10 protein-coding genes and 1 riboswitch are annotated in these 15,548 nt (G+C 49.4%); of the genes, 8 read left to right on the top strand and 2 right to left on the bottom strand.

What is annotated here, in order from left to right; all coding sequences use genetic code 11:
- Positions 1-247: 247 nt before the first annotated feature.
- Positions 248-895, bottom strand: coding sequence for a heavy-metal-associated domain-containing protein (locus FHS60_RS03075; RefSeq protein ID WP_183694814.1), 648 nt, complete (start codon positions 893-895; stop codon positions 248-250).
- A gap of 301 nt (positions 896-1,196) precedes the next feature.
- Between FHS60_RS03075 and gltX the strand changes: the two genes are divergently transcribed.
- The 4 genes from gltX (at position 1,197) to FHS60_RS03055 (ending at position 7,257) form a co-directional block, all read left to right on the top strand.
- Complete coding sequence (gltX, locus tag FHS60_RS03070) at positions 1,197-2,714, top strand: glutamate--tRNA ligase (RefSeq protein ID WP_183694812.1); 1,518 nt, start codon at positions 1,197-1,199, stop codon at positions 2,712-2,714.
- 172 nt (positions 2,715-2,886) lie between these two features.
- On the top strand, positions 2,887-4,164 hold the full coding sequence (locus FHS60_RS03065; protein WP_183694809.1) for a 3-deoxy-D-manno-octulosonic acid transferase: 1,278 nt from the start codon (positions 2,887-2,889) through the stop codon (positions 4,162-4,164).
- Positions 4,165-4,273: 109 nt separating this feature from the next.
- Positions 4,274-5,365, top strand: a complete 1,092-nt coding sequence (locus FHS60_RS03060) for a glycerate kinase family protein (protein WP_183694806.1) — start codon at positions 4,274-4,276, stop codon at positions 5,363-5,365.
- Positions 5,366-5,583: 218 nt separating this feature from the next.
- Positions 5,584-7,257 (top strand): putative transporter, encoded by a 1,674-nt coding sequence (locus FHS60_RS03055; RefSeq protein WP_183694803.1) that lies wholly within the window; start codon positions 5,584-5,586, stop codon positions 7,255-7,257.
- Positions 7,258-7,375: 118 nt separating this feature from the next.
- Here the strand turns inward: FHS60_RS03055 and FHS60_RS03050 are convergent, their stop codons facing one another.
- On the bottom strand, positions 7,376-8,710 hold the full coding sequence (locus tag FHS60_RS03050; RefSeq protein WP_338081913.1) for a BspA family leucine-rich repeat surface protein: 1,335 nt from the start codon (positions 8,708-8,710) through the stop codon (positions 7,376-7,378).
- 1,359 nt (positions 8,711-10,069) lie between these two features.
- On the opposite strand from FHS60_RS03050, the gene rpoN reads away from it, so the two are divergent.
- The 4 genes from rpoN to FHS60_RS03030 all read left to right on the top strand — a co-directional run bounded on the left by rpoN (position 10,070) and on the right by FHS60_RS03030 (position 14,679).
- Positions 10,070-11,554, top strand: a complete 1,485-nt coding sequence (gene rpoN / locus FHS60_RS03045) for an RNA polymerase factor sigma-54 (protein ID WP_183694797.1) — start codon at positions 10,070-10,072, stop codon at positions 11,552-11,554.
- Between the two features lie 13 nt (positions 11,555-11,567).
- Complete coding sequence (locus tag FHS60_RS03040) at positions 11,568-12,185, top strand: phosphatase PAP2 family protein (protein WP_183694795.1); 618 nt, start codon at positions 11,568-11,570, stop codon at positions 12,183-12,185.
- A gap of 35 nt (positions 12,186-12,220) precedes the next feature.
- Entirely contained in the window at positions 12,221-12,727 is a 507-nt protein-coding gene (gene purE / locus FHS60_RS03035; RefSeq protein ID WP_009347552.1) for a 5-(carboxyamino)imidazole ribonucleotide mutase, read from the top strand.
- Positions 12,728-12,801: 74 nt separating this feature from the next.
- Positions 12,802-14,679 carry a 4-hydroxy-3-methylbut-2-en-1-yl diphosphate synthase gene (locus tag FHS60_RS03030; RefSeq protein WP_183694792.1) on the top strand — a complete coding sequence of 626 codons (1,878 nt, stop codon included), beginning with the start codon at positions 12,802-12,804 and terminating at the stop codon, positions 14,677-14,679.
- A gap of 625 nt (positions 14,680-15,304) precedes the next feature.
- A riboswitch (cobalamin riboswitch) is annotated at positions 15,305-15,501 on the top strand.
- Positions 15,502-15,548: the final 47 nt, after the last annotated feature.

Raw genomic sequence — 15,548 nt, 5'->3', positions numbered from 1 at the left:
AAAATTCCGCAGATGGCGCAGATTGGAAATTTTCTCAAGATTTAAGAGAAATAGATTCTGTTAAATTTTCAGCACATTTTATTTCTGATCCAATTCATAGGACTTATTCGAGAATTACATAAAAAGCTCCCTCCATTTCCCTTGTGTGAGAGATGGAGGGAGCTTTCAATTTTTCATCAAGATGTTTCTAATCACTTCTTCCATGGGGAAGAAAAAGAACACATCTTTTCTTTCTGTTTCTTTCTACTTACTGCTTAGCTGCAGCTTTTTTGCAGTGACCAGCTTTCTTATCGCATTCGCCCGCCTTTTTGTCGCAGTGGCCAGTTTTCTTGTCACAATTGCCAGTCTGCTTGTCGCAGTGACCAGCTTTGTCTTTGCATTCGCTGTTGCCACCTTTGCCGTCACACTTCTTAGCTTCGGCTTTGTCGCAATGACCAGCTTTTTTGTCGCAAGCGCCAGCCTGCTTGTCGCAGTGTCCTGTCTTTTGAGCTTCAGCCTTATCGCAGTGTTCAGCTTCTTCTTCGCATTTGCCTGCTTTCTTCTTGCAATCGCCACACTTCTTAGCTACATCCTTCTCACACTTAACAAGTTTAACGCATTGACCCTTCAGATAAGCATTCACCTTGATTGTGGAGAAGCCTTTGATAATGTTAGCGTCGTTGGTCTTACTTGCATCGTAAGTTACATCCACTTCTTTCTTTTCGAGATTCACATTCACGTTTTGAACACCTTTACCTAATTTCTCGATGTTCTTCATGATTTTGTTCACGCAATTCTCGCAGCGAATGTCAGTGACATACGTCTTGGTAACTACCTGCTTCTTTTTCGGCGTTTTAGCCGTTGCCATACTGATGCTCATAAGCATGCAGAGGAACACTGTAAGGAATTTTTTCATACTTGATAATTTTATTTTTATGATGGATTATTCTATTGATTTTCTTCTCAAAAAGTCCTCTTCTTACTACTGAGATAAGAAAGAACGGCACAAAGATAGGAAAAAGCCCGTGTTCACTCACTTTTACAGTTCTTAAAAGAACTTATTAGTTGTGAAGACTTTCCAATGTGGATATTTGGGCAAATTGACAGCACGTTTATATCCCTTATGTGTCAAAAAGACATATTAGGAAGCACATCTTTTGTTTTCTTAATTCTAAATATGTATTTTTGCAAGTAAATATAAAAATACTGAAAGAAACATGGTAGAAAAGAAAGTCCGCGTGCGTTTTGCACCCAGTCCTACCGGACCTCTCCATATAGGCGGCGTACGTACCGCTCTTTATAATTATTTGTTCGCTCGCCAAAACGGAGGAGAACTCGTTTTTCGCATAGAAGACACCGACTCCAACCGCTTTGTTCCTGGAGCAGAGGACTATATCCTCGAGAGCTTCAAATGGCTCGGCATCCACTTTGATGAAGGCGTTAGCTTCGGAGGAGATAAAGGGCCGTATCGCCAGAGCGAGCGTCGCGACATTTATAAGAAATATGTGGAGCAACTGCTGGCGGAAGGAAAGGCTTATATCGCCTTCGATACGCCCGAAGAGCTCGAGAAGAAGCGCGAAGAAATCAGCAACTTCCAGTATGACGCCTCCACGCGTATGCAGATGCGCAATTCGCTCACACTGGGACAGGAAGAAACCGAACGCCTCATCGCCGACGGCGCGCAGTACACCGTGCGCTTCAAGATAGAGCCAAACGTGGAAGTTCACGTTGACGACCTCATTCGCGGGGATGTGAAAATCAACTCCAGTATCTTGGACGATAAAGTGCTTTACAAAAGCGCTGACGAACTGCCTACATACCACCTCGCCAATATCGTGGACGACCACCTCATGGAGATTAGCCACGTGATCCGTGGCGAAGAGTGGCTCCCGAGTGCACCGCTCCATGTCTTGCTCTATGAAGCTTTCGGCTGGCAGGACTCTATGCCGCGTTTCGCCCATCTGCCGCTACTGCTGAAACCTACGGGCAACGGAAAGCTCAGTAAGCGCGATGGCGACAAACTGGGTTTCCCCGTATTCCCCTTAGAATGGCACGACCCCAAAACGGGCGAAGTCAGCTCCGGTTATCGCGAGAGTGGCTATCTGCCTGAGGCTGTCATCAATTTCTTGGCGCTCTTAGGGTGGAATCCTGGCACCGATCAGGAAATCCTTTCTATGGACGACCTCATACAGCAGTTCGACATCACGAAGTGCTCCAAATCCGGCGCCCGCTTCGACTATGTGAAAGGACAATGGTTCAACCACGAATACCTCCTTAGCACGTCGAGCGATAAGTTGGCTCCGAGCTTCGACAAGATACTTCGCGAGAACGGCATCGAAGCCCCGATGGAGCGCGTAGCAAAGGTGGTCGATGTGATGAAAGAGAAAGTCCACTTCATCAAGGAACTGTGGCCACTCTGCCGCTTCTTCTTCGTTGCTCCAACCGAATATGACGAGAAAACGGTGAAGAAACGCTGGAAAGAAGATTCGGCAAAATGTATGACAGAATTGGCCGATTTGCTCGAACAGTTGCCCGATTTCTCACAAGAAACGCAGGAAACAGCCGTCAACGCTTGGATAACGGCGAACGATTATAAGATGGGCAACATCATGAACGCTTGGCGCTTGACGCTCGTTGGTGAAGGAAAAGGTCCGCATATGTACGAAATCAGCACCTTCCTCGGAAAGGATGAAACCCTTGCGCGAATGCGTCGCGCCATAGAGGTGTTGAAGTAAACAATAAGAGTCTTCTCCATCTCCACTATCGGGAGAAGCGGTTGAAACCACAGCCGCAGAGAGACCCGCCAGCGGGAGAGAGAAATCAGGTTTCCGCCCATCGCGGTGTCCCATCGTTCGTCCCGTATCGGGCAGGTGGAGAAGACTATATCATTTATATTATTTACTCCGTATGTACACATTTGCCATTTATCTATATGCCATCTGCGCCAAAATCTTTGCGCTATTCAATACGAAGGCGCAAACCTTGGTGAGAGGCCAGAAAAACACTTGGAAAATACTCGAAGAGAAAATTGGACAGGATTCTTACGTTTGGTTTCATGCTGCATCGCTCGGCGAGTTTGAACAAGGTCGTCCGCTCATGGAACGTCTCAAACGAGAGCACCCAGAGAAGAAAATTTTGCTTACTTTCTTCTCTCCCTCGGGCTATGAAGTGCGCAAGGACTACCCTTATGCCGACGTGGTGTGTTATCTTCCGTTCGATACGCCTTTGAATGCGCGCCGCTTCATTCGTGCTGCCCGCCCCGAAAAGGCTTTCTTCATTAAATACGAGTTTTGGCGCAACTATATAGAAGTTCTGGTTCATCACCACATCCCTGTTTATAGCGTCTCCAGTATATTCCGTCCCAATCAGATCTTCTTCCGCTGGTATGGGCGTGGCTACGGTCATTGTTTGCGCCGCATCAGCCATTTCTTTGTTCAAAACCGCGATTCGGAAATCCTGCTCAATAAGTTTGGCATCAATAAGGTGACCGTGGCGGGCGATACCCGCTTTGCACGCGTGAGAGACATCAAGGAAGGCGCAAAGCCCCTGCCCATCGTGGAAGCTTTTGTGGGGCGCACGAAAGCCGAAATCAATGAGACCAAACGCCTCGAAGAATCACAGTTGCCCGATGTGCTGAACAATCCAGTGCTCATAGCTGGTAGCAGTTGGGAGCCCGATGAGGACCTCCTTATCAAGTACTTCAACGAACACTCAAATCTGAAACTCGTGCTGGCTCCTCATGTGGTCAGTGAGGAACATATTCAAGACATTATCAGCAAACTCAAACGCCCCTATGCCCGCTATACGCAGACAGATACGGAGCGAGTGAAAGATGCTGACTGCCTCATCATCGATTGCTACCGCCTATTGGCGAGCATCTACCGCTATGCCACGGTGGCATACGTTGGAGGTGGCTTTGGTGTAGGCATCCACAACGTTCCGGAGGCGGCGGTCTACGGCGTCCCTGTTCTCATTGGCCCTAACAATAAGAAATTCAAGGAAGCGCAAGACTTGTTGAAGAACGGTGGCTGCATAGAAATCCACGATCAAGAGGACCTCGATGAGGCTTTAGATGTGTACCTCTCTTCGCCTATTCTGCTGAAGAAAGCGGGCGATGCCGCTCACGACTATATCAAGGAGAACGCGCAAGCTGCCGATATTATCTATCAGGCAACGCTGGAATAACGCTCTTCCTTCTTTCTTTTCAAACCCCTACAAGCTGCAAGGTCGCCGACACCCATACCCCACAGATGTCTACGCCTTGCAGCTTTTGTTTTTACTCCTTTTATATAGTATGACTACAGCCCATAAAATTATCTTCGCCCTTGACTCGTTCAAAGGTTGTCTCTCTTCCGTTGAAGCGGGGCAGGCAGCGGCTGAGGGAGCAGAAAATGAAACGGTAGAAGTGCTCAATGTGAGCGATGGCGGCGACGGTATGCTCAGCGCATTCTGCCAAGCCTATCGTACGGAGAGAGTGAGCTGCAACTGCCACGATGCACTCATGCGCCCCATTCGAGCCGATTATGGTTTGGTGGGCGATATGGCCATCATCGAAACGGCCCAAGCTTGCGGACTGTCGCTGCTGGAGAGCAACGAGCGCGATGCAGTGGGCGGTACATCGTATGGAGTGGGCGAGTTGCTCATCCATGCCTTTGAGCGCGGTACTCGTCGTTTCATTATCGGCTTAGGAGGTACAGCTACGACCGATGGAGGTTTTGGTATGCTCAAGGCTCTCTATGTCCATGCCGGACCAGCCGCTTTTTTCGACACTTATCTCCCCCGTTGGCGCAATGAATGTAGTTGGATCTTGGCCAGTGATGTGCGCAATCCCCTTTATGGACCGCAAGGAGCTGCAGCAGTTTTTGCGCCACAGAAGGGAGCTACGCCTGCCGAAGTGGTGCGCCTCGATGCACGCATGCAACGCTTGGCGCAGCATGCCGCCCGCAGGATGGGGCACGATTGCTCGATGCTGCCCGGTGCGGGAGCTGCTGGCGGATTGGGGTATGCCTTTTTGCAATTCTTCGGCGCGCAGATGCAGTCGGGAGCAGAGCTGTTGCTCGATGCGCTTGACTTCGACGCCCGCTTGCGGGATGCTGCACTGGTCATCACGGGCGAAGGTTCTGCTGATAAACAAACGCTCATGGGGAAGCTACCTTGGCACGTGCTTCAACGAACACAGAAAGCACATGTGCCTTGTTGCTTGCTCGCCGGTAAGGTTTCCAATCGTGAAGAATTGCTGAAGGCGGGTTTTCGAGAAGCTCTCTGCATTCATCCCGCAGGGATTCCCGTGGAAGAACGACTTAGGGCAGAAGTGACAAAGAAGAATCTGTCGGTCACCACCGCCCAACTGCTCACACGTTTCTTCAGGGGAGAGATAAAAGAGTGAGGAATGTTGGACTTTTCAACCACAATAGCGATTTCTGTTTCCAAAAAGACAGAATGTACCCATAAGGAAGTGGGAGAAAGGCCTTTTTATACTGTAAATTTGCTTTTTCGAGTGTCTTACCGTAACTTCGTCCCCATTAAAAGAGATTATTACGGCCGCGCTCTGCAAAATACAGTGGGAGGCCGTCTTTGATGTATAATCTTTCGCAACTATACACTATGGACTTTTTACAATGGCTTGACAAGGTTGTGTTTGATGTACCGGCTATTAAAGCCGTGGCCGTCATTTCGCTCTGCTGCGCCATCGGACTTTCGCTGGGAAAATTCAAAATCAAAGGTATCGGACTCGGTGTCACTTGGGTGTTCTTCATGGGTATCCTGCTCGGAGGACTCGGCATCACTATCGACCACGAAATGTTGATCTATGCGGAGGACTTCGGACTTATCATCTTTGTCTATGTGTTAGGATTGCAAGTGGGCCCCGGCTTCATGAGTTCGTTTCGCTCTGGCGGAACGGTGCTTTCCTTGCTCAGCCTGACGCTCATTTTGGTTGGTACTATCGCCGCGCTTGTTCCCATCTTCTTCGGATGGAGTCCTTTGGGCGAGATGATGGGTGTGCTCTGTGGCGCCACTACCAACACGCCGGCTTTGGCGGCTTCACAGCAGGCACTGAGCCAGATGCACCACCCTGGCGACGGACTGGACGCCGCTCTCTCCTTGGCCGTGACCTACCCCATCGGTATGGTGGGAGTCATCATTGCATTGATGCTCGTCAAAGGCTATCTACACAAGAATCCGAAGAGCATAGTGAAGCGCGACCCTGATGAGGCTTACATCGCCTCCTTTGAGATTAGCAACCCCGCAATCTTCGGAAAAACTATCATAGAGTGTGCAAAACTTGCAGACAAGCATTTCATCGTGAGCCGCATCTGGCGCAAAGATCGCGTTATTCTGGCCACGGGGCAGACCCCGCTGGAGGAAGGCGACCGCGTGCTGGTCATCACCCAACCAAAGTATGTCGAAACCCTCACTATCCTTTTCGGAAAAGTGGACGAGAAGGACTGGAACAAGAGCGACATAGACTGGAACAAATTGGACACGGCACTCGTGAGCGAGCGCATCCTCATCACTCGAAACCATATCAACGGAAAACACCTCGGACAACTCCATTTGCGCAATCGCTTCGGCGTGAATGTATCGCGTGTGAAGCGTAGCGACATCCAGCTCATGGCCGAGCCCAACCTTGTGCTCCGTGTGGGCGACCGCGTAACGGTGGTAGGTTCGCCTGAGAGCTGCAAGAAAGTGGCTGAAGAGCTTGGTAACACAATCCATGCGCTCGACGAACCAAATATGGTAACTATTTTCATTGGTATGGTCTTAGGCTTGGCTTTAGGCTATTTGCCCATCGCCATCCCTGGCATGTCCTCGCCGCTGCGCCTCGGTCTCGCCGGTGGCCCTGTTGTGATGGGTATTCTGATTGGTGCTTTCGGTCCGCGCTTTCACATGGTGGCTTATGTGACCAACTCTGCCAACTTGCTCATCCGCTCCCTGGGTTTGAGCACCTATCTGGCTTGTTTGGGGCTTGATGCAGGACCGAAATTTGTAGAGACCGTTATGCGCCCCGCCGCACTTTCATGGATTGGTTATAGTGTGTTCCTTTCCGTTGTGCCGGTGGCTATCATGGCCATTATAGCGGTGAAATGGTTCAAACGCTCTTATGCCACCACAGCCGGTATGCTCTGTGGAGCAATGGCCAACCCCATTGCGCTCGACTATGTCAATTCAACAGAGGACGGCGACCAAGCCAGCGTTGCCTACGCCACGGTCTATCCTCTCGGCATGTTCGTGCGCGTCATCATAGCCCAACTCATTGTGATGCTATGGCTCGGATAGAAAGAATAGAGCGTAACATTTATTGAAACCTATGTGCGCTTTTTTATACTAAAAGTTTTCCCCACAAACTTACTCGCAGCGAGTAGTTCGTGGGGAAATTTCTATTTTATTGAGAACACTATTTGCGCAGAATCTTCTGCGTAGTTCCGTTGCTCATGCGAACGATATTCAGCCCGCGCTGCAAGTCGTTGAGTCTGCGCCCGTCAGTAGAGTAAATCGTCTGGATGCTCGCATTGGCTTCAGTGGTAGCCGTAGCAACGCCCGTACTTCCTTTCTTTGTGAAATACCCTGTTTCGGGATTCGCCATGGAAGCATCTTTCTTACTTTCATCGTAGGCCACTGCTCCTTCGAGACTCCTACAACCCTGGAACATATCCCAAGATTGTGAACAAGTCCAAGTATTATTGCAATAGATGGTTTCTAGAGAACTGCATTCACGAAACATTGAATTCATTTCTTGCATGTTCTCCGTCTTGAAGTTGGAGAGATCGAGGGAAGTTAACCTTGAGCAGCCCCTAAACATTTCATTCATGTTTTGCACGTTCTCCGTCTTGAAGTTGGAAAGATCGAGGGAAGTTAAATTCTTGCATTCATAAAACATTTCACTCATGTTTTTCACGTTCTCCGTCTTGAAGTTGGAGAGATTGAGGGAAGTTAAACTTGAGCAGTCCCAAAACATTTTACTCATGTCTTGCACCTTCTCCGTCTTGAAGTTGGAGAGATTGAGGGAAGTTAACCTTGAGCAGCCATAAAACATTGAATTCATGTCTTGCACGTTCTCCGTCTTGAAGTTGGAGAGATTGAGGGAAGTTAAATACCGGCAGCGATAAAACATTGAATTCATGTCTTTCACGTTCTCCATCTTGAAGTTGGAGAGATCGAGGGAAGTTAAATACTCGCAGTCCCTAAACATTGAATTCATGTTTTGCACGTTCTCCGTCTTGAAGTTAGAGAGATCGAGGGATTCTAAATTCTGGCAGCCCCTAAACATTCCCATCATGTCTTGCACGTTCTCCGTCTTGAAGTTGGAGAGATTGAGGGAAGTTAAATTCAGGCAGAACGTAAACATTGTCCTCATCGTAGTGACTTCAGATGTATTGAGATTTGTCAATCCTTCTATTTTCTCCAGGTTTCTAAAATTAAAAAACCAGCTCTCAGTGCTTTGGGGAAGATAGTTCTTGAACGAAGCATCGAAGACAGCGGTAGTAACTTTGGACTCTGTTCCAGACCAAGCAGGGTATGTATCTCCATATACCTCCTTCGTCTCCTTAATTCCCCACACAGTGCCCGTGCGGGAGGATTTTTGATCGTCGTAGTAGAACGTCAGCGTTTTCTTATCGCTGCTTTTCACAACGTAAGCTTCCTTCTCCTGCGCTTGAGCAGACTGCGGAAGGAGCAACAAGGCCATGAATCCTGCGAGGAACACAGCACAGAAATTCTTGAGTAATTGCATTTTCATAAAATTAGTTTCCCCTTTGTCTCCTTATCGTCTTTATACTTTCTGGGAGTGCCGTATCGGGAAGTTGGGCCGTTGAGATTAATAGTAATTTCGAATCATTAGATTAACACCTTGTCTGCCTTTCGACTCTTTAGAAAGCAAAGCGACAAGTTTTCTTTTATAAAAGTTGTATTTTCGCAAAGGTATGGAAACTTATTTAATAATGCAAAAAAAAATATATATTTTTCGTTGGGGGAAGTGGACGGATGAGCATCGCACTGAAAGCGTTGAGGGAGTATTCTCCCTCTCTCCTCCTATAGGAAATACTCGATTTTTGTTGTCACGTTGTCACGCAGGAAGGGAAGAAGCTGATAGATAAGGACTTATGCGCGTGACAACAATTGCTCTTTGTTGTCACACCGTTGTCACGCGTCGTCACGCATGCAATAAACACATTATCAAGCGGTTATACTCAAAGTGTGACAACGTGACGATGTGACAACGAAAAAATAAAATCTTGGGAGGGGGAGAGTGGGTGCTGTGCGACGCTTCCTGCGTCGGAGGTTTGTGTATCCCTTTCCCACGGGTTCGCCCTTTGGGCATCTCACCCGCGGTTAAGCATGGTGTGTCCCCGCCGGGGACAGTGGGTGAACACGCTACATCGCAGCGCGAGTGGACGCAATAAGGGGGGAGCTGATAGCCTTATTGGATTTCCGAACACAATAAGCGCGTGAGCTGACGCAATAAGGCTGCTGACGGATAGCCTTATTGTATTCTCAAACACGATAAAGGGATGGGCAGACACTAAAAGGGCGTGGGCTGACAGAATAAGGCTGTCGACGGATAGGTTTATTGCATCTCTGGACGCAATAGGGGTGTGAGCTGACATGATAAGGGTGAGGGCGGATAGGCTTATTATATTCTCGAACGTAATAAGGATATTCTGAAACACAATAAGCAAAACCGCGCCCACTGCCGCAGTATTTCCACTTCTCATCCAGAAAACGTTGCAAAAAAGCTTCAGAAGTTTTGCCGGAATCGTAAATGTTTGATTACCACTTTATGAAACTGGCTGAAATGCTTCAGTGAAATTTCAGAAAAGCTTCAATTCTGAAACTTTTTAAGAGCTATTCACGCTTTTGGTGGGTTATGTCATCGATGAAAAGGCGTAGGATGTGGAGCATTCTTCGCAGGATCGTGCTGTTTTCATGAATATTGTTCCGTAAAATAGAGGTTTTTCTGCGGTACTGAGAGCGAAGAATTGCCCTGTTGCAGCGGAGGGTGAGCAGATGGCAGCAAGTTTCAGATAGGAAAGGGCGGAAGATTGTAAGGTTCACAAAAAAATCTGTATTTTTGCAGAAAAGATTCAGGATTATGTCACAGAAGCTCGTACAAACACAGAAAGAGGAACAGACGCAGCAGCTAAGTGCTGTTCAGGTGGCTTTTGCTCGACTGTTGGAGCTCCCCGTTATGGATCTTGAGGAGCGTGTTCGCAATGAGATGGACGACAACGAGGCGCTGGAAGAAGCTGGTGGTGACGAACAACCTGAACAAGAGCAACCGGATACTGACAACAACGAGGAAGAAACAGATGGCGAACTGGGCGATATGGAACTGCCCGAAATGGATGATCAAACGGCCGACTATCTGAGTGCGGATGATGTGCCCGACTATCTTGTGCGCCAGAACAATGCGCAAGAAGAGCGCGAGATCCAAATTAGCGAGCAAAGCAACGCCTACGATGAGCTGTATCGTCAGATTGGCGAACAAGATCTCAGCGAACGCGAGCGCGCCATTATGGAATATCTCATCGGTAGTCTTGATGATGACGGCTATTTGCGTAAGGATGTTTACACCTTGACGGATGAAATGGCCATCTATCATAATATAGATGCCGAAGATGAGGATGTGGAGCGCATGCTCCGTCTGCTCCAAACGTTTGAGCCGCGCGGTATTGGTGCTAAAAATTTGCAGGAGTGTTTGCGCATACAATTGGAAAATCCCGAAATGAAATCGGCTGCAAAGCCCATTGCGCTGCGCATCATCAACGACTTTTATAAGGATTTCAGCCTGCGCCATTGGGCGCATATCCGCCAGCGTTTGGGCATCAGCCAGGAGGAAATGGAAGCTGCCCTGCAGGTGTTGCTTCATCTGAATCCGAAGCCGGGCAGCGGGCTCAACGAGTCTGCTTCGCAAACCGCCCCAACGGTGATTCCCGACTTCTACCTAAGCCTCGACGAAGATGGTAACATACAAATCAGTTTGAACAACGGCGATACGCCCGATTTGCGTGTGAGCCGTTCTTATAAAGATACCGTGCGCGAATTTTCCGGAAAAGGGAATCAACTAAGTATTGCGCAGAAAGAGGCCTACATCTATGCACGAAAGAAAGTGGGCGATGCACAACTTTTCATCGAGCTGGTGAATCGCCGCAAACAGACGCTGCGCAATGTGATGGAGAGTATTGCTCATATTCAGCAAGACTTTTTCCGCAACGAAGACGACGAATCTTTTCTCGTGCCGATGACGCTGAAAGATGTGGCACAACGGGCGGGCGTGGATTTTTCCACCGTCAGCCGAGTGACAGGTAGCAAATATGTGCGAACAGCCTATGGCGTTTATCCGCTAAAGTTCTTCTTCTCATCACAATTCACCTCGGAGAGCGGTGAAGAACTATCCTCGCGACAAGCAAAGATAGCCTTGCGCGAGATCATAGACGGAGAAGACAAACGCAAGCCCTATTCCGATGAACTGCTCTCTAAGCTAATGGCAGAAAAAGGCCTCCCCATTTCGCGCCGCACAGTAGTGAAATATCGTGAGCTTCTGGGAATCCCCAAGAGTGGCCTACGTAAGAGTTGACACACGAACGAAAATGAACAATCGCATACTCATCCTGACAGCGAAGGTAGTTTCGCTGATTTTTTCGCCTTTCTATACGCCCGTTGTGGCCTTTGTAGCGCTTTTTTTGTTCAGTTATCTGAACCAGTTTCCCCTGCGCTATAAATTGGTCATTCTGTTGATGGTTTATTTTTTCACAGTGCTGCTCCCCACTTTATCCATCTACATCTATCGCCGCCTCAATGGTTGGTCGCGCCATCATTTGAGTCGGCGTGTCAATCGATACATCCCCTATTTTCTTTCTATAACGTGCTACGTCGGACTTCTGTATCTGATGATGGTGCTCCATATGCCACACTTCACGCTGGCAATCATCGTGGGAGCTCTGACATTGCAAATCATCTGCGCCGTATTCAACAACTGGGTCAAGGTAAGCACCCATGCGGCGGCAGCAGGCGGCGTGGTCGGCGCACTTTGTGCCTACTCGCTTTGGTTTAACTTCAATCCCCTCAGTTGGCTCTGTCTCTGCATTCTCTTATGCGGACTAGTGGGTACGGCCCGTCTCATCCTTCGCCAGCACAAACTCATCGACATCGGCTTGGGTACGCTCATCGGAATCCTCTGCGGATTCTTCTGCGTTCTCTTGGTGTAGTCGTCCAAACATTAGAAAATCAAACTCATTACGATATGGAACCTTTAGTCAGTATTATTATGGGCAGCACCAGCGACCTGCCCGTTATGGAAAAAGCCGCTAAATTTCTCAACGAAATGGAGATTCCCTTCGAGATGACGGCTCTAAGCGCCCACCGCACTCCGCAAGAGGTGGAAGAATTTGCGCAAAATGCCTCTGCTCGCGGTTTGCAAGTCATCATCGCTGGTGCCGGTATGGCGGCAGCCCTTCCTGGTGTGATTGCAGCCTCCACGACGGTTCCCGTTATTGGTGTGCCCATCAAGGGAATGCTCGACGGGCTCGACGCCCTGCTCAGCATCGTGCAGATGCCTCCCGGAATCCCCGTTGCCACAGTGGGCGTGAACGGTGCGCAGAATGCCGCCATCTTAGCTGTTGAGATGCTCGCTCTCGCCGACCCCGAAATTGCTGAAAAGCTTACCAAATATAAGGAAGGCTTAAAGCAAAAAATCATCAAAGCCAATACTGATTTGGCCGATGTGCAATACGAATTTAAGACCAACTAATAAGACCCGTTACGGTCTTACTCTAACCGAGCCAGGTCCTCATAAGTAGGGCTGTGGCTCATTATTATATTTATATGAAATACCATTCCGGTTCAGAACTATTCAACTATACGCCGCGCGAATCTCATGAGGTGAGCGTGGGCAACAAGCCGTTGGGTGGCGACAACCCTATCCGCCTCCAGAGTATGACTACGGCGGCAACCACCGACACCGAGGGATGTGTGCGCCAGATAAAGGCCATCGTGGATGCAGGCGGCGACTATGTGCGCCTCACTACGCAAGGCACGCGCGAAGCCGAGAACTTGCGCAATATCAAGGACGAACTCACGCGCTTGGGCTACACTACCCCCCTCGTGGCCGATATTCACTTCAATCCGAACGTGGCCGACGTGGCCGCCACTATTGTAGAGAAAGTCCGCATCAATCCGGGCAATTACATCGACCCCGCACGTACTTTCCGACATTTGGAGTACACCGATGAGGAATACGCTGACGAACTGAAACGTCTTGAAGCGCGCTTCCACCAACTACTCGACATCTGTCGCGCCAACCACACAGCCATCCGCATAGGCGTAAACCACGGTTCGTTGAGCGACCGTATCATGTCGCGCTACGGAGATACGCCCGAGGGCATCGTGGAGAGCTGCATGGAGTTTCTGCGCGTGTGTCAGAAAGAAGACTTCAAGGATGTTGTCATCTCCATCAAAGCGTCCAACACAGTGGTCATGGTGCGCAGTATGCGCCTTCTGTGCTCCATCATGCAGGCAGAGGGGATGGATTTCCCGCTGCATCTCGGCGTGACGGAGGCAGGCGAAGGTGAGGACGGCCGCATCAAGAGTGCAGCAGGCATCGGAGCACTTCTCGCCGACGGTATTGGCGACACCATCCGCGTGAGCCTGAGCGAAGCTCCCGAGAACGAAATTCCCGTGGCCTATAAGTTGGCCTCCCACGTGGTACGCCGCGCGGGCCACACCTTTATTCCGGGTATGGCTTTCCCAGGTTTTGATTACGTTCGGCCTGAGCGCCACGCCACTTGCCCCGTGCTCAACATCGGTGGAACGAATGCACCTGTAGTTATCAGTGAACGCCTCAACGGCTCTACTGAAGTGGGCGAACTCTTGCCCGACTATATCTATGCGGGCCACCAACTTCCGCCGCTCGACAAACGTGCGAATACGGCCTATATCGTAGATGCCAACGTGTGGAAACCTGAAGAGGGCGTGTTTCCGGCTTATACCGACCAAACGCTACCGCTCATCGGCATGAATCCTTGTCCGCTCAAATTCTTGTTCCTCACCTATCCTGCCCTCAATGAGGAAGTGAAGGTGTGTCTCCGCCTCCACCCCGAGATGGTCGTTATTGCGCAGAGCAATCACCAGAACCGACTGGGCGAACTGCGGGCTTTGGTACACGAGATGTGGACCGAAAACCTCCAGAATCCCGTAGTATTCTTCGAGCAGAGTGCTCACAGTGCCGACGAGAAAGAAGAATTCCAAATCGAGACGGCAGCCGATCTCGGCGCATTACTGTTCGACGAACTGACAGATGGTATCTTCCTGTTCAACAACTATCAGGGCAAGGCGCAACGCATGACTTATGCCGACATCGATGCCACGGCTTTTGGAATTCTGCAAGCCACACGCCAGCGCACCACTCGCACCGAATACATCAGTTGTCCTGGTTGTGGCCGAACGCTCTATAACCTGCAAACCACCATTGCCCGCATCAAGGCTGCCACCAGCCACCTCACGGGGCTCAAGATAGGCATCATGGGCTGCATCGTGAATGGGCCTGGCGAAATGGCCGATGCCGACTACGGCTATGTGGGAGCTGCCCGCGGCAAGGTGAGTCTCTATCGCGGCAAAGTATGCGTGGAGAAAAACATTGCTGAGGAAGAAGCCGTCGACAAGCTTTTAGCCCTCATCGAGTCCGATAAACAGAAACGGCAATAGCCTTTCCGAAGGGTCAGACTGGTCGGACTTATCCGATAACTTCTAAAACATTCTGAAAATTTGACAGGAGCAGTTTCTCTAAAACCTTGAGAAAATCTCCCTTCTGCGCCATCTGCGGAATTTTGCGAGCCTTTTTTGCTTCCTTGGAAGGGAAAAGTCGTGCGAAATCCTGCAAGTGGCGCAGACTTTATAAGGAAATCTCTCTCTTCGTGTGTTTTTGGTGAAAAGTTTCTTTACCCTCTTCGTCTTTTTCCTTATTGTATCCGCTGGTTTCCTTATTCTGTCGGCCGACAGCCTTATTGTGCCGGCGGATGCAATAAGGAAATCGGCGCACAGAAAGGTTGCTTTCTTCGCCCTCTCCCTTTCGTGCTCGATTTTGAGGCGTTTGTGGGAGGGGAAAAGTAAGAAATCTGTTGATGTTTTAAGCCCACGAAGAAGCACGAAAGGAGCGAAGGAGCACGAATCAGTATTGGTTCTCGGACAGATCGGACTGGTCTGACCCGTCCGACTTGTCCGACCCGTCCGAGAGCCAAAGCCGAGCACTCTCCCCTTGTGAGCAAGAAGGAGGGGGCTCTCCCTTTCTTTGTTCTTTTATATAAAATTTTCATCTTTCTTAATTTCTTTGTACATTCGCAGGCATAACGGTGCTCATAAAGAGAAGAGCTCAAAAGGGAAACGGGTGAGAGTCCCGTACAGTCCCGTTGCTGTAATCCTCTTTCTTGTGTGTCTCAACACGCGTCACTGCATAAGTTGTAAAATTTATTCGGGAAGACGAGGCACATAGAGGTAAGTCAGAAGACCTGCCGTATTCGTCGTTGTTGCATCTGCTCCCCGAGGAGGGACAGCTGCAGTGAAACATAGCATAACTA

This window comes from Alloprevotella rava (genome assembly GCF_014195585.1).
Classification (GTDB): Bacteria; Bacteroidota; Bacteroidia; order Bacteroidales; family Bacteroidaceae; genus Alloprevotella; species Alloprevotella rava.
This window is presented reverse-complemented; position numbering and strand designations above follow the sequence as displayed.